We start from the raw sequence: 19,607 nt of genomic DNA, 5'->3' as shown, positions 1-19,607 counted from the left end.
AATAAGCTAACTCTGGTTTGCTAAATGCGAGCTCGGGGCCCAGTCGACTATTCGAGTATGTTGCTTGGAGCACTGTGTGGTGTTCATGTTTGTTAACGGTCTCTCAACTGAGGAGCCATCGCATAATCGAACTGCCACGCAGCCAACTTTGGTTGCAGCCAAAGTCTGGGCCTCACTTTACCCATTTTTGAAAAAGTTGTGGGAAATTTAAGGAAGAATTATCCATACAAACGCATAAACTCGCTCGCGGGCTCGCTGGGACAAAAACACGTAGGCTCCCTTCGCTTCGCTCAGTATTATAGCCTACGTATTTTTGCCCGTTATGCGGGCCGTTAGGTGAACCTGTAAGATATTGAGCTTTTAAGATTGAAAGACAACACAATTAACACTCTACTAATTGGGGTTCTTACAGGGTTAGTAGTAGGAGCTATGTCTGTACTTTTCTCAAAGCTAATTTTAGGTATATGCTCCATAGCTGCGTGGATAATATTGATGGCTGGAATCCCTAGAAAAAATACTTCGAACTTATTACGAACTCTTTTTTATATAAGTGTGACTGGCTTACCATCTGCTTGGATTTTATTTTTCTTAACAAGGTAATTTCATGCTACGTTCACCTAACAAAACACTAAAGGCACTCGCGCTGCTCGCTGGGACGCTAACACATGGGCTGCGTCACTTCGTTCCTAATTTTAGCCCATGTGTTATCGCCCCTTAGTGGGGTGTTATGTGCTTCAATGAAAAGGTTTAGGCCAATTTGAATAAGGAAATAAAGCGAAGTCTAGTTTACCTAGTGATTACTACTATCGTGTCGTTACTAATTTTAAAAGATGTAGGTAGCGGAATAGAACTTGTCTCTAGCCGTCGCGGTTCGGATATACATATTTTTGTTATATATGTTTTATCCCTCTTCTTTGTTGGCTATTCGTTGTTCTCTCTAGTAAGGGCTGTCGCATTTACTACAATTGGCCCAGACTCGTTTTGGCGTAAAAACATATGGGATATCATACTTGGCCCTGTTCCAGATAACAGTGAAAAGCAATGATAGGATGTTTTTCAATCGCACATAACAAGCGCATCAAGTCGCTCGCAGGCTCGCTCGGACACAAAAACGTAGCGGCGTTTAGTTTTGTGCTTCGCAATTTTAACCTAAACGCCGCTACGTTTTCGTGCCGCTTATGCGGGTGTTAGGTTTTAAGGAGGAAAAATTAAATGGATTCTATATTTGCAGGTGTTGGCGCGATCGGTGCGCTATTTTATTTGATACTCATTTTGCTTTGGATTGCTGTGCCCATTTTTGTCTTTCTGATATCTAAGAGAGTAAAAAATATCAGGGACATGGGGGTTGAGTATGGCAAGGAGCTCAAAGAACTAAATGCTAGCGTTAAATATCTAAAACGTAAGTACAATGAGTCCGTCGATATATCGAAAGAATAGGTGACAGCGGCTTTGCAAGAATGAGGTTTTATTGGGTCAAACCTAACAACCCAATCAACACACTCACTTCGTTCGCTGGGACGCATACACGCGGGGCGGCTTCGCCATTATGCCCCACATGTCTGCGCCCGTTATTGGAAAGTTAGGTACTAGTGCTAAAGGAAACAACAAGGACGTATCAATGACCTATTATGAAATGTTATCAGTCGGAGTCGCATGTATCGCTGCTTTTATTAGCTTGGTTGTTTGGAATGGACAAAGAAAGCTGCAAAAAGAAAGTAACGAACTTCAAAAAGCCACTTCTGAACTGGCAAAGAAGCAGCTTGAGGTACTAGTTAAAGAAGATAATGCTAAATCATCGGCTAGGCTTAAATTAGACTTAATTTCATCAGGTCGCAGCCATAAATTTGTTGTCACAAATATTAGCTCGGTTGATGCTCTCAACGTAAACTTTCAACTATTATTGTCGCCAAATGATTCCAGTCCTTTAATAGCGTCAGACGTCGATGAAAAGCTTCCAGCACCTAAACTTCCACCTGGAAACAGTATTAGTCTTCTTGCAGCAATACATGATGGAACCCCACTGGCTTATAACGCCAAGTTAATGTGGACAAACCCTGATGGCAAAGTAATGAATGACAGTACGTATGTTTGTTTTTAATTCGCACCTAACAAAAAAATTAAGTTCGCCCGCTGCGCGGGCTGGGACGCAAACATGCGGGGCGGCTTCGCCATTATGCCCCACATGCCTGCGCCCCTTATTTAAAAGTTATAAGGCGTCAGCCTAAACTGCGTTTGGTTTTATACAAATCCTAGTGCAACTGCCCTCTCCTGTTTTCATAAGCATCGCTCTGGCTTGTGGTAGGTTTAAATCCGCCGCTCATAACTCAAAGGTGGTGTAATAGGCGCTTTATCACCAAGTTATTAGTTGAACCTCGCAAGCGCCATTACACTCGATAGCTTAAATGGCGGCTAGATTCGGTCAAATCAAAAACATCACCGCACAGTCGTTTTGCTTGTTTGTGTTAACAATCAATCGTATGCTGGCTTCAACAGTTTTTAAAAAGACCAAAGGAACTGGCTCTGCTTATAACAAGGCGCTCAAGACCACTCCCTTCGGTCGCTCGGACGCATTTACGCGGGGCGGCTTCGCCATTATGCCCCACGCAACTGCGCCGCTTAGCTTAATGTTAGGTACTTCAATGATTGTCAAAGGCTTTCAAATTATCGGCTTACTATTTCCTATCTTTGTAGTCGCGCTTGGTAAGTACTTTTTTAGAGATATATCTGCCGATACGCCTCTTTATACTGGTGCTGCGGTAACTATGGGATTTTTCGGTATGCTTGTTATAGTTTTTGCGGTGTATTCCACTACCGTAATTCCTACTTCATTGATATTGCTTGAAAAGCAGAATAGAGAGCACTTTAGGTTTAAATCTGTCGGTTGGCAGGCAGTACTGTATTTTAATTGGGCCGTTATAGCTATTTGTGGTCTTTGTGTTTTTTTAGTTGCAGTGCTTAGTTTCATTAAAACTCTCATGTGGTTTTATTGAAGGACTCTCAGTCTCCGATGTAGCCAAAACAAATATGGCTCTTTTAGACACGTACCTAACAAAAAAATTATGTCGCCCGCAGGCGGGCTGGGACACAAACAGGCAGGCGGCTTCGCCATTGTACCCTGCCTGTTTGTGCCCCATATTTAAGTGTTATAACCACAAGGAAGGTTCGTGGAAGAATTCTCACCATTTATATCAAGCATCATCGGTTCTGTTTCAACAATCGGTATTATCAGTGGAATCGCATTTTTTTGCCGAAAGTGGCTTTTAGAAAGAGTAAAAGCATCAATAAAGCACGAATATGACTTAAAAATGCTTGAGATAGAAAGTCAAAAGGAAATAAGACTTAAAGGCGAAATCGTTTCAGAGCTTTTAGCTGAGTGGATAAGAAAAGAAGGTAAACTTGACTACAATCTTTTAAACAAGCTTTCCTTTCAGGCATACATTTGGCTTCCAAGAGACTTAGCTGAAGATTTATCTAGTTCCCTCGCACACCAAAAGGGAGCGAAAGACGTTCGATTACTTTTAAAAGATATTCGTACTTACCTTCAAGGCGAAGATGATGGCCTTGAGTCAAAGCATGCTATTGTTTTCGATGAACCTGACATATACAACCGTTCTTTACACAACAGTCAGGTTACAAGTAGTGCGAAAGCAAAACCTAAACCTTTGCGGTAAGTGCTTATAACAAACACATTAAGCCGCTCGCAGGCTCGCTGGGACAGTAACACATGGGCTCTGTCGCTTCGCTCGGATTCTAGCCCATGTGTTACTGCCCCTTATGTGGGTGTTATATGCCTAAGGGACTCATGTGACTACTATCTATTTTATAGTTGGTTTTACTTGTCTACACTTGGTCTTAGCATTTGTTAATGCTATTGGTATCAGAGGAGCGTTTTTTAAAAAACAAAGCTCCATAACCCTTTGCTTAATAATTAATTGGCTAATCCCTATCGTCGGACCAACCATTACATATTTTATTGTTAGAAGTTCTTTTTCTAACACGTCGCCGGGCACACCCGTTGCAGACCAATCCGGAAGTAACGGATTATACACGGGGGCTGAGGGACGAAGCGATGATTGATTTTATGCCCGTTGGCTTGGTTATTTTGAAACGGCATATAACAAGCGCATCAAGTCGCTCGCAGGCTCGCTCGGACACAAAAACTACGCGGCGTTTAGTTTTGTGCTTCGCAATTTTAACCTAAACGCCGCTACGTTTTCGTGCCGCTTATGCGGGTGTTATGTGCTTTGGTAGTAAAAAGGATTTTAGACATGTAAGAAACACTTAACTCGCTCACCAATTTTGTACTTACTATAAGCTTAATTGCCGTAGCTTCAGTGTTAGTAGGCCATGTTTTTGTTAGAAAAGCTCTGCTGGCTTAAGGTAAATCGCATTCAAGTAGCAAGCTTATTGGTAGCTCCGTAAGTGTCTTACTTTTATTAGTTTTATCTTTCTTTTTTGTAATACCCAGGTAACTATTAAATTGCGTCAGCACATAACAAAAAAATCAAGTTCACTCACTTCGTTCGCTGGGACGCATACATGCGGGGCGGCTTCGCCATTATGCCCCACATGCCTGCGCCCCTTATTTAAAAGTTATGTTCTTGTTTTTATATGGATGTTTATATGAGTTCAGATATTAAAGTCTATATCTTATTTGCAGGGTTGATAATTATTCCTGTTGTAATTTTAGGCATACCTTATGTGCAAAAAAAGTTAAACGATTATGTAAGAAATAAGCCTATTTCGGTTTTGCCGCTACCCATAGCAGTTTATTTGGTTTACGACATTTCAATGGAAAGTAACATCTTTGGAATGATTGGTTTGTTTGTTGGATTTTGTGTTTTCTTTTTTACCTATGCGGCATCAGTCTCTCTGCTCGCATCAACCATAAAAAAACAGAAAGGCTAAATAAATGTTTCGGTGTCATTTAGTGGAACATAACAAGCCAATCAACACACTCACTGCGTTCGCTGGGACGCATACACGCGGGGCGGCTGCGCCATTATGCCCCACATGTCTGCGCCCTTTATTGGAAAGTTAAATGCCACAAGGAAGCAGCATGTTTAAACTTTTTTGGTCTTTTATTTTAGTTATTTCTCTGTCATGCGTGTCAGCACATGCTAGTGAAACAACAGTTGATTTGAACGAAAACACAGTAATTTATCACGGTAAATTATCGCCATCAGCAAATCAGAAACTTCTTTCAATTCTGAACAATGCAAAGAGTAAAGTTGAATGGCTGTCTATAACTTCCGAAGGCGGTGAAATCAATCATGGAATGGATCTTGGTAATATTGTTCATGACTATGATTTGAAGCTTGAGGTCAATGATTATTGTCTCTCATCATGCGCCAACTACGTTTTTTCTGCAGCAAGTCATCACAGGATTTCGAATCACGCAGTTATTGGTTTCCATGGTGGTACAACCGGAATGGAGAAAGAAATAACATCGTTTATTGATGCTCTTCCTGAGGAAGAGCGGGAATCAACAAAGCAGAACTTAGAAAAATATATGAAGTCAGCTGTAATTCGTGAGCGAAACTTCTTCGAAAAAATTGGTGTGGGCCAGCAAATAACAACACTAGGACAATCTTCCGAATATAAAGAGTTCGCCGAGAAAGCAGACTTTGTCGGCTGGTACTATTCACTCGAAGGGCTTGCTACGCTGGGCGTTTCTAACATTGATGTGGTAAACCCTCCTTGGTCATATCAACATTTAAGCGAAAAAACTAAGTTTTTCAAAGTCAAAGTAGGCGGCATTTAACAATCACATTAAGCCGCTCGCAGGCTCGCTGGGACAGTAACACGTGGGCTCTGTCGCTTCGCTCGGATTTTAGCCCACGTGTTACTGCCCTTTATGTGGGTGTTATGTTTCTCTCGAAACTAGGTATGAGGATTAATTTTAGTGAGTGATATATTTAGTGATGTTTCTGATTTTGAATCACGATTAAATTTACCAAAAGACTTTTATCGAGGCCTGCTAAAAGAAGACGACTGGTCATTCATCATCAAAGTTAGTGCTTTGTTTGAGGCTGCAACTACTCATTTATTAACTGTTCGCTTTAGAGCACCTGAAATTGAAACTGAAATAGCATTTTTAGAGCAAGCTAACCCACGTTCCGGAAAAATTGTACTTCTTGAAAAAATGGGAGCTATTTACAAAGATCAAGGTGCCTTTTTAACCAAATTGGCCAATTTAAGAAATCAATTAGCGCACAAAATTGAAAATGTTAATTTTAGTTTTAGCGACTATCTTAATGAGATGGATAAAAACCAAGTTAAAGCATTTATAAAATGGGCTGGTCACGGCGTGGTAGAAACTGCCGAGCACAATGGCACCCATATCGATAGACACGACTTCGTGACTAGCAACCCAAAAATATCTATTTGGTTAACTGCCGCAGAAGTCTTGGCTTGTATGAATTTAGATATTCAAGGTGTAGAGGCACAAATTAAAATAGAAGCGTTTGGGTGGTATAAAAGCATAACAAGTCAATCCAGCGGATCGCCTGCGGCGACCGCTGATTGAGGCGTTATGCATCAAAGTGAAATTATGAACCGTACCCCTATTCCTTCTGACCCATTTAATAGGCAATATATTTATAAGGGCGTAGTGTTTCATTGGTCACTGGCTACTGGATTCGTTTATCTAATTTGCTTAGCTATCAGCAAAGCCAGCCCCATTAGCATAGTGTTGCTTATTCCATCTAGTGTCGTTCTTTTTTTATGCATCAATGGTATTACTAACGACTTTGAGTTTAAAACCCTTTACAAAAAGCTGGGCTGGTATAGGAAATACACTATTGTTACTTTCTTATTAGGGGTGTTATTTGGTATTTCATGCGTTTTTGAGGCTAGCGCAGATTTCGCGGTCATTATCGCTTTTCCTGTTTTCGCCAATGGATTGTTTTTGTGGCCTTTGGTAACAACTAATACATATGTAAAAAACTACACTAGGTTGTTTGGGGCTTTTGATGCATAACAACCCAATCAACACACTCACTACGTTCGCTGGGACGCAGACATGCGGGGCGGCTTCGCCATTATGCCCCACATGTCTGCGCCCGTTATTGGAAAGTTATGCGTCTCTTTAAGCTCAAAGGATTGAATCATTAAAATATTGATTTCGTTGTTCACTGAAGTTCAAAGCACTCCAATTCTGTTCAAATTTCAGCATCGCTTAAATGCACTAACTAATTTGCTCTTATTGGTATTTGCTTATTTTCCTTGGCCAAACGCGACCTATGAACTGAATGGTAACAAACTTGATTACACAGAGTTCTGGCTATCGGGAATGGCTCCTAGCTTATTGGCATTTAACATTCTTGTTCTTTCAATCTGTTTTGGAACCATGAATCATCGGCGTTGGGCTTTGTGGGGCGTTTTTATATACTGGTCAGCAATCATTGCCTTCCTGTCGTTCTATAGTATTTTAGGTTTTGTAATTGGCGCTTCTATTATCATAATCTGGGCATTGTTTTTATTTCGCAATCAAAAAATACAGTTGTATTTTGCACCGCGTAACGCATAACAAACCGTTGTAGTCGGTCGCAAGCTCCCTGGGACAATAACACGTGGGCTCAGTCGCTTCGCTCCAAATTTTAGCCCACGTGTTATTGCCCCTAAGCGGGGTGTTATAAGCCTTACCAGAGTTGAGTTATGGAAATTGAAATCTCGTCTGATAAAACGAAGCTCAATGTTGAGTTAATTCATCGTTTCTTGTCTCAAGAGTCGTATTGGGCGAAAGGCCGTTCCTTAGAAACAGTGGTTAACACTATCCAAAACTCGTTTTGTATTGCAGCCTATTCAAAGGGACGTCAGGTTGCATTTGCAAGGGTAGTAACAGACTATTGTACTCATGCATACATCATGGACTTCTTTACCTCAGATGGTCTGCGTAATACGGGAATTGGTAGTTCATTGTTAACGGCATTACTTGATGCGCCAGAGTTGTCTGCAGTAAACAAGTTCAGTCTAAGTACAGACTCAGCTTCGCAGTTTTATCGTCGGGCGGGTTTTAAACCAGTTGCGAAATCAATATTAGCTTGGGAGCGGGGCGGCTTATAACAAACGACTATGGCGTCAACCCTGATTTTAAGCTGCTTTTTCTTCCCACACGACACCATCTCTTACCATCGAATTGAGGATGATAATCATCTTCCTGACGCAGGCAATTATGGCGACTTTCTTAGGTTTGCCTGCCTCGACTAATCGGTTGTAAGTACGCTTAAAAACCGGATTACACTGCATCGCTGACATCATTGCCATGAACAGTACGGTGCGAACCTGACTACGCCCACCCTGGATAGCCTGCTTGCCTTTGTACCTACCACTTTCTTTGTTCATCGGTGCAACACCTACCAGGGCTGCGATTTCTTTGCTGTTGAGCAGTCCGAGCTCTGGCAGGTAACTAATCAGCGTCGCGGCTGATACTTTTCCTATTCCCGGCATGCTTTGCACAAGATCGCTTTTGGCTTTGTACTCTGGACAACTTTCTATCAGTTTGCCCAGTTCATCATCCATTTTTTCTATTTGCTTTTTGATAGTCAGGAGTACAGATTTAATACTAGACTGAGTAGCTTTCGGCATAATTTGAAGTCTGTTCTTCTCGCTGGTCTGTATGTCTAAAAGCTGGTTCCGTCGTGACACCAAATCTGCCATAAGCCGCATTGTTTCCGGCTTCAGAGATGATAGAGCAGGTTGTATGGCCTCACTGTAATGCGCGATAAGTTCAGCATCCAGCTTATCTGTTTTGGCTTTTCTGCCAATTGCGCCGGCGAAGCGTTTTACATGTATCGGGTTTACCATACTGAACGGTAAATTGGCTTTCGCACATGCTGTAATAAATGCGGCTTCGTAACGGCCGGTGGATTCAATCACAATGCGTTCAGGGCTTATTTTTTTCAGCCGTTTAATTGCTTCAGATATGCCTGTTTTATCGTTACTGACCTGAAAATATTCATGTGACGGACGAACATGGATGTCCAAGAATTGTTTGCCTGTGTCTACGCCAACGTTAATTCTTTGCGCTGCTGATTTATTCATAATAAGCTAACTCTGGTTTGCTAAATGCGAGCTCGGGGCCCAGTCGACTATTCGAGTATGTTGCTTGGAGCACTGTGTGGTGTTCATGTTTGTTAACGGTCTCTCAACTGAGGAGCCATCGCATAATCGAACTGCCACGCAGCCAACTTTGGTTGCAGCCAAAGTCTGGGCCTCACTTTACCCATTTTTGAAAAAGTTGTGGGAAATTTAAGGAAGAATTATCCATACAAACGCATTAAATCGCTCGCAAGCTCGCTGGGACGCTAACACATGGGCTGCGTCACTTCGTTCCTATTTTAGCCCATGTGTTATCGCCCTTTATGCGGGTGTTATAAGGCGTCAGCCTAAACTGCGTTTGGCTTTATAAAAACCCCAGTAAAACTACCCTCACCTGTTTTCATTAACATCGCTCTAGCTTGTGGCAGGTTTAAATCCGCCGCGTTCAATTCAAAGGTTGCGCATTAGGCGCTTTGTCGCCAAGTTGTTATTTGACGTCAACAAGCGCCAATGCGTTCGACAGTTCAAATGGCAGCTTGCTCCAGTCAAATCAAAACCATCACTGCTCAGTCGTTTTGCTTGTTTGTGTTAACAATCAATCGTATGCTGGCTTTAACAGTTTTTAAACAGACCAAAGGAACTGGCTTTGCTTATAACAAGGCGCTTAAGACCGCTCCCTTCGGTCGCTCGGACGCATTTACGCGGGGCGGCTTCGCCATTATGCCCCACGCAACTGCGCCGCTTAGCTTAATGTTAGAAGTGCCAGAAGGATCTGCAAATGTCTTATTACAACTCCACTATTTTAAAGACCGCTGCAAAAGTCTCTTTTTTACATATTTCTTGGCTTGTTGCCCTAATTGGAATTCCGATTGTATTTTTTAGGGATGGCTTAGACTTAGTAGAGAAGTCATTATTGTTTAGTGGATTATTGTTCTTTTTCTGGTTTGTATATTTACTTTTTTGCATTACATTTCATAGGCTAAGTATGCGAAATGAACATAACAGATTTGGCTACCTTGCAAAGGATGACCTCGAAAAAGGCAGAGAAGTTGGTACACATTTGGAGGGTTGGTAGCATGGCACTTCTAACAAAACGCTCAAGCTCACTCCCTCCGGTCGCTGGGACGCCTATACGCGGGGCGGCTTCGCCATTATGCCCCACGCATTTGCGCCCCTTAGCTTAAAGTTATACATTCGGAGAGTATTCGTGCCAGATATCGCGTCAATTGGTGCCGCTTTAGCGAGCATAAAAACAGCTACAGACATTGCAAAGCTAATTAAAGAAAGTGGTACTTCGCTGGAGCAGGCTGAAGTAAAGCTGCAAATAGCAGATTTAATAAGTAGCCTTGCAGATGCAAAAATTGAGCTCGCGGAACTTCAAACAGAAATGAATCAGCTCAAGGATAAACTGAATCAAAGGGCATCACTCAAATGGGTGAAACCTTATTATATGATTCAAAGTGGCGATGAAGTGGAAGGCCCATTTTGTCCAAGCTGTTACGATAATAATGAAAAAATGATAAGGCTACAGGGATCTGGACGTAATGGATGGTCCTGTCTAACTTGCAAAGGGTTTTACAAAGACTCTGAGTATGTACAACCACCACCAATTAGGGCTAGCAGATAAATGTATAACAAAACGCTCAAGTTCGCTCCCTCCGGTCGCTGGGACGCCTATACGCGGGGCGGCTTCGCCATTATGCCCCACACATTGTATGTCTGTCATTTTATAGACGAAAAGTGGTGTATATTCAGCGCAAATGTATATCAAGGTAGTTTTTAGCAATGCCACATAACAAAAAAATTAAGGCACTCACTTCGTTCGCTGGGACGCATACACGTGGGCTGCTTCGCATTATAGCCCACGCGTCTGCGCCCCTTATTTAAAAGTTAGCTATTTTGGTGAACATGCTATTTTCATTTGCTATTTTTTTACTCTATTTGTCGCCAATTGCCTTTGTATTCCTTTACTCAAAATATGAATATCAGCATTCATTAGCGACCAGTTTTAAAAGGTGGAGAAACTCCAAGATTATTGGCATTGTATTCTTCACTGTGTTGACCTTTTTCATAGCTACAACTGAAGGGACTAGCTGGAGATTATCAACTTATTGGTATTTGCTATGGGAACCAGGTTTAAGTATTAGTCTTATCGTGTTTTCCAAACCTGCCAGTGAAATCATTGAAGGCTTTTCGTCACTAGATAATTTCGGCGAGGACTTTGGGCATATTTTAGGGTGGTTCGGCCTTTTATCCGTATCATGTGTATTTGGGATTGAAATTTTAAGACATAGCTAACAAACGACTATGGCGTCAACCCTGATTTTAAGCTGCTTTTTCTTCCCACACGACACCATCTCTTACCATCGAATTGAGGATGATAATCATCTTCCTGACGCAGGCAATTATGGCGACTTTCTTAGGTTTGCCTGCCTCGACTAATCGGTTGTAAGTACGCTTAAAAACCGGATTACACTGCATCGCTGACATCATTGCCATGAACAGTACGGTGCGAACCTGACTACGCCCACCCTGGATAGCCTGCTTGCCTTTGTACCTACCACTTTCTTTGTTCATCGGTGCAACACCTACCAGGGCTGCGATTTCTTTGCTGTTGAGCAGTCCGAGCTCTGGCAGGTAACTAATCAGCGTCGCGGCTGATACTTTTCCTATTCCCGGCATGCTTTGCACAAGATCGCTTTTGGCTTTGTACTCTGGACAACTTTCTATCAGTTTGCCCAGTTCATCATCCATTTTTTCTATTTGCTTTTTGATAGTCAGGAGTACAGATTTAATACTAGACTGAGTAGCTTTCGGCATAATTTGAAGTCTGTTCTTCTCGCTGGTCTGTATGTCTAAAAGCTGGTTCCGTCGTGACACCAAATCTGCCATAAGCCGCATTGTTTCCGGCTTCAGAGATGATAGAGCAGGTTGTATGGCCTCACTGTAATGCGCGATAAGTTCAGCATCCAGCTTATCTGTTTTGGCTTTTCTGCCAATTGCGCCGGCGAAGCGTTTTACATGTATCGGGTTTACCATACTGAACGGTAAATTGGCTTTCGCACATGCTGTAATAAATGCGGCTTCGTAACGGCCGGTGGATTCAATCACAATGCGTTCAGGGCTTATTTTTTTCAGCCGTTTAATTGCTTCAGATATGCCTGTTTTATCGTTACTGACCTGAAAATATTCATGTGACGGACGAACATGGATGTCCAAGAATTGTTTGCCTGTGTCTACGCCAACGTTAATTCTTTGCGCTGCTGATTTATTCATAATAAGCTAACTCTGGTTTGCTAAATGCGAGCTCGGGGCCCAGTCGACTATTCGAGTATGTTGCTTGGAGCACTGTGTGGTGTTCATGTTTGTTAACGGTCTCTCAACTGAGGAGCCATCGCATAATCGAACTGCCACGCAGCCAACTTTGGTTGCAGCCAAAGTCTGGGCCTCACTTTACCCATTTTTGAAAAAGTTGTGGGAAATTTAAGGAAGAATTATCCATACAAACGCATAAACTCGCTCGCGGGCTCGCTGGGACAAAAACACGTAGGCTCCCTTCGCTTCGCTCAGTATTATAGCCTACGTATTTTTGCCCGTTATGCGGGCCGTTAGGAGACAAGGGAATGTTGCAGTATAAAAGGATTTTTATGTTTACCCCTTTATCAATTCTTTTGCCCGCATTGAGTGTGGCGATTTGGTTTTAGTGTTTAGTCGTTTTGGGATCGCTACTACTGCTTTTTCATTCTTGGCTACGTCGTATATTGTAGGTGGCGCTTTAACCTTTGTGGTTTTCTGGTGGTTTGCTACAGGTGTAAATAAAAAGCCATATTTGCATGCGTTTGTGATGTATGTTTGCAGTTTTTTAATATCAACTTTCGTACTTATGTTGTTTGCTGGCGGTGGTTATATTTCTACTGATTTAGCCTTTGATGCTTTAATTTCAATTATGGTTATGTTCGTAGCAACCAAAGTCGGCTATAAAAACAAGGAGGTATCAAGCTATGTCTCCTAACAAAAAAATAATGTCGCCCGCAGGCGGGCTCGGACACAAACAGGCAGGCGGCTTCGCCATTATAGCCTGCCTATTTGTGCCCCATATTTAGGTGTTATCTGCAAGAATGAAAAGCATACTTTATTTCGTTGTTTTAATTGTATCTTTTGGACCATCTGCGATTTTACTAACCCTTGGGGTTATATTTAGTCCCGTTTGGCTCTACCAGCTATTCGAGAGTAAAATGGCAACGCTGATCCCCTTCCTAATAGTATTAGCTGGTCTTTTAGGCTTTTGGGGGATGCTCGCACTTAACAACCTGACACTTTATCCGCATAAAACAGATACTCCGCCTAATCGATTAATTGTTTATCTATCTTTAGGCTGTATAGCGTCATTTACTGCAACTGTTTTTGCGGCATATATAGATTGGCTTTTTGCTATTGCTATGTTTCTACCAATTCCAGTAACCGCTTGTCTTACATATTGCAATAGAGCATATTTCCATAAGCAGGTTTGCAGCAAGGATGTTTCTATGAAAAAGTTTATCTTAATTTTTTTCCTAATTGCACACACAGTAGGGGCCCAAACTCTCTATCCAAGCGAACATGAAACACAAGCCGGCAAAGCCGAGCTAAATTCATTTTTGGTGTATTGCGATGATGATTGTTATTTCACTATGTTCTTAAAGGTCCAAAGACTAGATTTTGAATCGTCAAATGAATCAGGGGCTATGTATCGGGTTTGGAACGAAAATAGAGACCAATATATTCTATTCGGTATCGACGCAAATAAAACAAAAAAAGAACCTCAAATTACCATCGTATCTTCGAAGGATGGTAAAAAGCTCATTCTAGGAACATCAGAATTGGAGGCATTCGAAGGATTTAGGTTTGAATGGAAGGATGGATTTTACGAGTTAAAAAACCTAAGAAGTGTTCCTTATGATAATTACTCAAAAATAGAAGAGAGTGGATTAGGATTCAAAGGGAACTTGGACTTTAAACCACATTCTATCGAATATTTATTTTTAGGAGCCAAGCTTACACAGTTCGTCGATGCTACTTCGCAAAATATTAACCCTGAATGGAAAAAGGTTGGTAGTGGCAGCTAACAAGTCAATAAACCCGTTCGCTGGGACGCATACACGCGGGGCGGCTTCGCCATTATGCCCCACATGTCTGAGCCCGTTATCGAAAAGTTAGGCGTCATTTACTTACAGCATTTAAAAGTAGGTTCAACCGTGACATTTCAGCACCAAGGTTGTTTCGCTAGGTTGTCTTTGCGATTAGCTTTGTCAGTTGTTCAAATGACTTTAGCAACGTGCTTTTCATCAACATCGAAACGCCAACATTCAACGCTACAAGTTGTCTAAACTAGCTCTTTTATCCAGCAATGTCGTTAACATCTGGCATTTCGCACAAGGTTGTTTTATCTTAAATTCAATAATTTAAATAAGTGGTCGTATCGGCTAGTGGTGGCAGCAAAGCTGCGTACTTATCTTTGTACGCCTAACAAAACGCTGTTGGCACTCCCTCCGGTCGCTGGGACGCTAACACGTGGGCTGGCTCGCTTCGCTCGGATTTTAGCCCACGTGCTAGCGCCCCAAAGCTTAGCGTTATAAGGCGTCAGCCTAAACTTCGTTTGGCTTTATAAAAATCCCAGTGCAACTACCCTCACCTGTTTTTACCTGCATCGCTTTGGCTTTTGGTAGTTTTAATGTCGCCGCATTAACTTCAAAGGTTGCGCATTAGGCGCTTTATCACCAAGTTCTTATTTTGAGTCAGTAAGCGCCAATGCGTTTGGCAGTTCAAATGGCGGCTTGCTTCTGCCAAATCAAAAACATTACTGCACAGTCGTTTCGCTTGTTTGTGTTAACAATCAATCGTATGCTGGCTTCAACAGTTTTTAAAAAGACCAAAGGAACTGGCTCTGCTTCTAACAAAGCGCTAAAGACCGCTCCCTTCGGTCGCTCAGACGCATTTACGCGGGGCGGCTTCGCCATTATGCCCCACGCAACTGCGCCGCTTAGCTTAATGTTATAATTTAGGGGTGATTTTAATGAAAAGGACGTTTCTTACAGTTATCTCGGTTAGCCTAATTTTATATAGCAGCTATACGATTGGGAAGACTATCAAGAGTACAGAGTATGAATTTATTGGACACTGGATTTTCAGTAAGGCAGAAACAATTGAAAGCTTTGAAAATTCAGAAATGAGTGAAGAAGAAGTTCATAAATTCTCAAAGATATTAAAAAATCAGGAAATAGTAATATCTGACGGCCTATATTCTGTTTATCCAAGTAGAGGAAACCCCATAAGAACTCATTTCTCGCTAATAACTCCACCGGATGATGAAGGCTGCTTTGTCCTTCAATTTGAAGACACAAGAATACCTCTGGATATACAACAAAATACATTCTGTATCAGAGAGGGGAAACTTCTATTGCCCGCTCCAAAGGGCGCAGAGGAAGTCTATAATAGAAAATTATAACAAACACATTAAGTCGCTTCGCTGGGACAGTAACACGTGGGCTCTGTCGCTTCGCTCGGATTTTAGCCCACGCGTTACTGCCCCGTTATGTGGGTGTTATGTTTTTCAGGGAAACATGTGTACTTAGGTGATTGGGATAAGGCAATAGTAAGGAGCTTGCTGACATCTAGTTTACTATTGCCAGCGATCTTTCTTATCGGCGCAGATAACTTACAAAGTTCCGAAATCCCCGGATTAATAGCAACTTTTTCGCTCTATATTGGAGTTTTCCTACTGGTATCTATAGCAGGCTGGTTAATTATCGGGTTTCCAGTTCACTGGCTGGCTTGTAAGTACAAAAAAACAAACTATTTGTTTTACATGGTTTTGCCAGTAACATTTACACTGGTAAGTGCCACTACTAACGGCCCTTGGATACTTGGCGTAATTGCTTCGGTTCAGGCTTTAATATTTCGGTATGTTGTTTTTAAAAACAAAACATAACAAAAAAATCAAGCTCGCCTGCTGCGCAGGCTGGGACGCAAACACGCGGGGCGGCTTCGCCATTATGCCCCACATGCCTGCGCCCCTTATTTAAAAGTTATGCACTACAGAGTCTTCTTAAAAGGAATTTATGTTTTTAATGTCGATTAAATTTAGCAATTGTCATACTTTCTTTGAACAAGCTGCCTTTTTAATCGCAGTCCTAGGGATATTGCTAACAATTTTCAGTGCTTTCGCAGTTTTCTCAAACGAAAGAAAACAAGAAAAATTTGATTGGTATATCGAAATTCTTGGTCCTTTTCACATTCTGTTGAGCTCCAAGGGGCTAAACTCGGTTGGAGCCAAATGGAGGCCAGTTCTTTTGGTCGCAATTATTGCAACAACATCTTCGTTTATTGCATTAAGCTATGGAGGTCTGTGTCATGCACGTGCATAACAAACAAATTATGGCACTCGCTAACGCTCGCTGGGACGCAAACACGTGCGCGGCTTCGCCATTATTGCACACGTGTCTGCGCCCCATATTTGGAAGTTAGTTGCCTACAGGAAATTTTTGCTTTTGGTGTAAAACTCGAAGAATGTGAATAATGTCGTCTTTTATGAAATATGAAACAATCATTGAAACCTCTGGAATTATTAACAGTCTTCCCGGTATACCCTCTCTCTCCACTCCCATACGAGGTTGCTGGTTCAAGTTTTCAACTTTCTTCTCAATTATTGCATCAGTTTTTTCTGCTGCTAATGGGTTAAATTCGTATAAAAACTCGAAAATAGCCTCACGATCGTCCAACGAACTTTTTTCCCATAAGATCATTTTTTGGCTTTATTCCTAATTTTCATTTTTCGAGCTTCCATGTCCAAGTTCGCTTCTTCATGACTGACAAACTTGCTTTGCCCACTCTCTAATTTACTGAACGCAGCATTAACCTCTTCAGTAAGCCACTGATCATGAGTAATTATTTTTCGTTGCTGTTCAGCGAGTTCTTCCGTAAGCTCTCTACAAGCGTCACTTAAAGTGCGTCCTTGGCTTTCGGCCATTATCTGAGCTAGCCGTTTAGTTTCTTCATCTACTCTAAACTGAATACGGGTATCCATGGTAAACTCCTTATGAAATGTACACACAAATGTTAGCACACCTATTGAATTTACGGCAACTAACAAACGACTATGGCGTCAACCCTGATTTTAAGCTGCTTTTTCTTCCCACACGACACCATCTCTTACCATCGAATTGAGGATGATAATCATCTTCCTGACGCAGGCAATTATGGCGACTTTCTTAGGTTTGCCTGCCTCGACTAATCGGTTGTAAGTACGCTTAAAAACCGGATTACACTGCATCGCTGACATCATTGCCATGAACAGTACGGTGCGAACCTGACTACGCCCACCCTGGATAGCCTGCTTGCCTTTGTACCTACCACTTTCTTTGTTCATCGGTGCAACACCTACCAGGGCTGCGATTTCTTTGCTGTTGAGCAGTCCGAGCTCTGGCAGGTAACTAATCAGCGTCGCGGCTGATACTTTTCCTATTCCCGGCATGCTTTGCACAAGATCGCTTTTGGCTTTGTACTCTGGACAACTTTCTATCAGTTTGCCCAGTTCATCATCCATTTTTTCTATTTGCTTTTTGATAGTCAGGAGTACAGATTTAATACTAGACTGAGTAGCTTTCGGCATAATTTGAAGTCTGTTCTTCTCGCTGGTCTGTATGTCTAAAAGCTGGTTCCGTCGTGACACCAAATCTGCCATAAGCCGCATTGTTTCCGGCTTCAGAGATGATAGAGCAGGTTGTATGGCCTCACTGTAATGCGCGATAAGTTCAGCATCCAGCTTATCTGTTTTGGCTTTTCTGCCAATTGCGCCGGCGAAGCGTTTTACATGTATCGGGTTTACCATACTGAACGGTAAATTGGCTTTCGCACATGCTGTAATAAATGCGGCTTCGTAACGGCCGGTGGATTCAATCACAATGCGTTCAGGGCTTATTTTTTTCAGCCGTTTAATTGCTTCAGATATGCCTGTTTTATCGTTACTGACCTGAAAATATTCATGTGACGGACGAACATGGATGTCCAAGAATTGTTTGCCTGTGTCTACGCCAACGTTAATTCTTTGCGCTGCTGATTTATTCATAATAAGCTAACTCTGGTTTGCTAAATGCGAGCTCGGGGCCCAGTCGACTATTCGAGTATGTTGCTTGGAGCACTGTGTGGTGTTCATGTTTGTTAACGGTCTCTCAACTGAGGAGCCATCGCATAATCGAACTGCCACGCAGCCAACTTTGGTTGCAGCCAAAGTCTGGGCCTCACTTTACCCATTTTTGAAAAAGTTGTGGGAAATTTAAGGAAGAATTATCCATACAAACGCATTAACTCAGTCGCTGGCGCTCCTTGGGACAAAAACACGTAGGCTCCTTGCGCTTCGCTTTGTATTGTAGCCTACGTATTTTTTTCCGTTATGCGGGTGTTATGTGCTAAAGAGAAAGCTTAGATGGATCTATTTTTTGCAAATCTGGTAACAATTGTATTCTTCATTACAGGGTATAAGCTCATTGAAAAAGCAGTTTTTCCAATGCCCTCCACTCTGCTGAAAATTGCACTCTATTCCCTTTTGATCTTCTGCTGTTTAGGCATTGCTTCGATTCTTTTTGCAATTGCTATCGGACTCTGGTTACCAGATACATACCCAGTCACTTTTTCATACAAAGCGCTGTTTATTTGTCCTATTATTACCATCTACTTTTTATTTAAAATGATGCAAAACAGAAGGCTTGTTTCTGCACGCACATAACAAGCGCATTAACACTCGCTGCGCTCGCTAGGGACAAAAACACGTAGGCTCCCTGCGCTTCGCTTGGTATTGTAGCCTACGTATTTTTGCCCCTTATTTAAAAGTTATGCGGAATTCACATAGGAGTAATATCAATGTTCGATTATAGCTTGGCGCATTGGGCTGCATTTTTTATTTCTGCTCTTGTATTAAATCTCTCGCCAGGTCCTGATATGGCTTATATCGTGGCTCAAACAGCAAAAAGTGGAAAGCGAGCAGGTTTTTTTGCCATGTTCGGTGTCTGGAGTGGTGCATTTATTCATGTCATTTTTTCTGTTATCGGACTATCCGCTATTTTAGCTACGTCAGCTACCGCATTTACTGCCGTAAAGTGGGTGGGCGCTCTCTATCTCATTTGGTTAGGGATTCAGGCTTTGCTTTCTAAAGGAGCCAACTTGGCTACAGGAACATCGGAGCCTGCGATGAGCGACATCAAAATTTTAAAACATGGCCTGCTAGTGTCGGTGTTAAACCCCAAGGTCGCCATATTTTTCCTCGCATTTTTGCCTCAATTTGTTGTTGTGGGCTCTGGCCCAGAAAGCGCGCAACTTCTTTTGCATGGCATACTAATAATCGTAGTGGCCGCGTTTATCGAAATACCGATTGTTTTAATTGGCGCTAGACTAAAGGACTTGCTAAATACTCGCCCTAGTATCGGTAAATGGTTGGACAGAACATTAGGAACTTTGTTTATTTCATTAGGTATCAAGTTAGCCCTGAGCGAAAGAGGTTAAAGCCATTTGGCATAACAAGGCGCTTAACTCGT

26 protein-coding genes are annotated in these 19,607 nt (G+C 42.0%); 21 read left to right on the top strand and 5 right to left on the bottom strand.

Features of this window, described 5'->3' with window-relative positions; all coding sequences use genetic code 11:
- Window positions 1–757: 757 nt before the first annotated feature.
- From ACXACS_RS10925 to ACXACS_RS10880, 10 genes are all read left to right on the top strand, one after another.
- Complete coding sequence (locus ACXACS_RS10925) at window positions 758–1,045, top strand: hypothetical protein (RefSeq protein ID WP_334020815.1); 288 nt, start codon at window positions 758–760, stop codon at window positions 1,043–1,045.
- A 167-nt stretch (window positions 1,046–1,212) separates the two neighbouring features.
- Complete coding sequence (locus ACXACS_RS10920) at window positions 1,213–1,437, top strand: hypothetical protein (RefSeq protein WP_474806508.1); 225 nt, start codon at window positions 1,213–1,215, stop codon at window positions 1,435–1,437.
- Window positions 1,438–1,618: 181 nt separating this feature from the next.
- Complete coding sequence (locus ACXACS_RS10915; RefSeq protein ID WP_474806507.1) at window positions 1,619–2,098, top strand: hypothetical protein; 480 nt, start codon at window positions 1,619–1,621, stop codon at window positions 2,096–2,098.
- Window positions 2,099–2,402: 304 nt separating this feature from the next.
- A complete protein-coding gene (locus ACXACS_RS10910) occupies window positions 2,403–2,990 on the top strand; it encodes a hypothetical protein (RefSeq protein ID WP_474806505.1) in 588 nt (195 codons plus the stop codon).
- 174 nt (window positions 2,991–3,164) lie between these two features.
- The gene (locus ACXACS_RS10905) at window positions 3,165–3,671 is read left to right on the top strand and encodes a hypothetical protein (RefSeq protein ID WP_474806503.1); all 507 of its coding nucleotides are present in this window, start codon (window positions 3,165–3,167) and stop codon (window positions 3,669–3,671) included.
- A 952-nt stretch (window positions 3,672–4,623) separates the two neighbouring features.
- Entirely contained in the window at window positions 4,624–4,908 is a 285-nt protein-coding gene (locus tag ACXACS_RS10900) for a hypothetical protein (RefSeq protein ID WP_474806502.1), read from the top strand.
- Between the two features lie 151 nt (window positions 4,909–5,059).
- Window positions 5,060–5,764: a hypothetical protein gene (locus tag ACXACS_RS10895; protein ID WP_474806500.1), complete on the top strand. Its 705-nt coding sequence runs from the start codon at window positions 5,060–5,062 to the stop codon at window positions 5,762–5,764.
- A 141-nt stretch (window positions 5,765–5,905) separates the two neighbouring features.
- Window positions 5,906–6,529, top strand: coding sequence for a hypothetical protein (locus ACXACS_RS10890; RefSeq protein WP_474806498.1), 624 nt, complete (start codon window positions 5,906–5,908; stop codon window positions 6,527–6,529).
- Window positions 6,530–6,553: 24 nt separating this feature from the next.
- Entirely contained in the window at window positions 6,554–6,982 is a 429-nt protein-coding gene (locus ACXACS_RS10885) for a hypothetical protein (RefSeq protein WP_474806497.1), read from the top strand.
- A 677-nt stretch (window positions 6,983–7,659) separates the two neighbouring features.
- Window positions 7,660–8,067, top strand: a complete 408-nt coding sequence (locus ACXACS_RS10880) for a GNAT family N-acetyltransferase (protein WP_474806495.1) — start codon at window positions 7,660–7,662, stop codon at window positions 8,065–8,067.
- Between the two features lie 27 nt (window positions 8,068–8,094).
- On the opposite strand, the gene ACXACS_RS10875 is transcribed toward ACXACS_RS10880, so the two are convergent.
- Window positions 8,095–9,045: an IS110 family RNA-guided transposase gene (locus ACXACS_RS10875; RefSeq protein WP_474806474.1), complete on the bottom strand. Its 951-nt coding sequence runs from the start codon at window positions 9,043–9,045 to the stop codon at window positions 8,095–8,097.
- 507 nt (window positions 9,046–9,552) lie between these two features.
- Between ACXACS_RS10875 and ACXACS_RS10870 the strand changes: the two genes are divergently transcribed.
- The 3 genes from ACXACS_RS10870 to ACXACS_RS10860 all read left to right on the top strand — a co-directional run bounded on the left by ACXACS_RS10870 (window position 9,553) and on the right by ACXACS_RS10860 (window position 11,340).
- Entirely contained in the window at window positions 9,553–9,924 is a 372-nt protein-coding gene (locus tag ACXACS_RS10870) for a hypothetical protein (protein WP_474806493.1), read from the top strand.
- 325 nt (window positions 9,925–10,249) lie between these two features.
- Window positions 10,250–10,669 (top strand): hypothetical protein, encoded by a 420-nt coding sequence (locus ACXACS_RS10865; protein ID WP_474806491.1) that lies wholly within the window; start codon window positions 10,250–10,252, stop codon window positions 10,667–10,669.
- Between the two features lie 281 nt (window positions 10,670–10,950).
- Window positions 10,951–11,340, top strand: a complete 390-nt coding sequence (locus ACXACS_RS10860; RefSeq protein WP_474806489.1) for a hypothetical protein — start codon at window positions 10,951–10,953, stop codon at window positions 11,338–11,340.
- 27 nt (window positions 11,341–11,367) lie between these two features.
- On the opposite strand, the gene ACXACS_RS10855 is transcribed toward ACXACS_RS10860, so the two are convergent.
- The gene (locus ACXACS_RS10855; protein ID WP_474806474.1) at window positions 11,368–12,318 is read right to left on the bottom strand and encodes an IS110 family RNA-guided transposase; all 951 of its coding nucleotides are present in this window, start codon (window positions 12,316–12,318) and stop codon (window positions 11,368–11,370) included.
- A 427-nt stretch (window positions 12,319–12,745) separates the two neighbouring features.
- On the opposite strand from ACXACS_RS10855, the gene ACXACS_RS10850 reads away from it, so the two are divergent.
- The 6 genes from ACXACS_RS10850 (at window position 12,746) to ACXACS_RS10825 (ending at window position 16,445) form a co-directional block, all read left to right on the top strand.
- On the top strand, window positions 12,746–13,054 hold the full coding sequence (locus ACXACS_RS10850) for a hypothetical protein (protein ID WP_474806488.1): 309 nt from the start codon (window positions 12,746–12,748) through the stop codon (window positions 13,052–13,054).
- Between the two features lie 106 nt (window positions 13,055–13,160).
- A complete protein-coding gene (locus ACXACS_RS10845) occupies window positions 13,161–14,147 on the top strand; it encodes a hypothetical protein (RefSeq protein ID WP_474806486.1) in 987 nt (328 codons plus the stop codon).
- A 682-nt stretch (window positions 14,148–14,829) separates the two neighbouring features.
- Window positions 14,830–15,078 (top strand): hypothetical protein, encoded by a 249-nt coding sequence (locus ACXACS_RS10840; protein ID WP_474806484.1) that lies wholly within the window; start codon window positions 14,830–14,832, stop codon window positions 15,076–15,078.
- A gap of 16 nt (window positions 15,079–15,094) precedes the next feature.
- Window positions 15,095–15,526, top strand: a complete 432-nt coding sequence (locus ACXACS_RS10835; RefSeq protein WP_474806482.1) for a hypothetical protein — start codon at window positions 15,095–15,097, stop codon at window positions 15,524–15,526.
- A 117-nt stretch (window positions 15,527–15,643) separates the two neighbouring features.
- Window positions 15,644–16,009 carry a hypothetical protein gene (locus ACXACS_RS10830; RefSeq protein WP_474806481.1) on the top strand — a complete coding sequence of 122 codons (366 nt, stop codon included), beginning with the start codon at window positions 15,644–15,646 and terminating at the stop codon, window positions 16,007–16,009.
- Between the two features lie 139 nt (window positions 16,010–16,148).
- The gene (locus ACXACS_RS10825) at window positions 16,149–16,445 is read left to right on the top strand and encodes a hypothetical protein (RefSeq protein ID WP_474806479.1); all 297 of its coding nucleotides are present in this window, start codon (window positions 16,149–16,151) and stop codon (window positions 16,443–16,445) included.
- 96 nt (window positions 16,446–16,541) lie between these two features.
- On the opposite strand, the gene ACXACS_RS10820 is transcribed toward ACXACS_RS10825, so the two are convergent.
- The 3 genes from ACXACS_RS10820 to ACXACS_RS10810 all read right to left on the bottom strand — a co-directional run bounded on the left by ACXACS_RS10820 (window position 16,542) and on the right by ACXACS_RS10810 (window position 18,145).
- Complete coding sequence (locus ACXACS_RS10820) at window positions 16,542–16,823, bottom strand: type II toxin-antitoxin system RelE/ParE family toxin (RefSeq protein WP_474806477.1); 282 nt, start codon at window positions 16,821–16,823, stop codon at window positions 16,542–16,544.
- Entirely contained in the window at window positions 16,820–17,104 is a 285-nt protein-coding gene (locus tag ACXACS_RS10815) for a type II toxin-antitoxin system TacA family antitoxin (RefSeq protein WP_013783738.1), read from the bottom strand. Before ACXACS_RS10815 ends, ACXACS_RS10820 begins: the two co-directional genes overlap by 4 nt.
- Before the next feature lie 90 nt (window positions 17,105–17,194).
- On the bottom strand, window positions 17,195–18,145 hold the full coding sequence (locus ACXACS_RS10810) for an IS110 family RNA-guided transposase (protein ID WP_474806474.1): 951 nt from the start codon (window positions 18,143–18,145) through the stop codon (window positions 17,195–17,197).
- Between the two features lie 357 nt (window positions 18,146–18,502).
- On the opposite strand from ACXACS_RS10810, the gene ACXACS_RS10805 reads away from it, so the two are divergent.
- Window positions 18,503–18,802 carry a hypothetical protein gene (locus ACXACS_RS10805; protein WP_474806472.1) on the top strand — a complete coding sequence of 100 codons (300 nt, stop codon included), beginning with the start codon at window positions 18,503–18,505 and terminating at the stop codon, window positions 18,800–18,802.
- A gap of 134 nt (window positions 18,803–18,936) precedes the next feature.
- Window positions 18,937–19,575, top strand: a complete 639-nt coding sequence (locus ACXACS_RS10800) for a LysE family translocator (protein ID WP_474806470.1) — start codon at window positions 18,937–18,939, stop codon at window positions 19,573–19,575.
- The last annotated feature ends 32 nt before the right edge of the window (window positions 19,576–19,607 follow it).

This window comes from Alteromonas sp. AWM4_230, from assembly GCF_056158305.1.
Note: the sequence above shows the minus strand (reverse complement) of the source record. Positions and strands in the feature narration are given on the sequence as shown.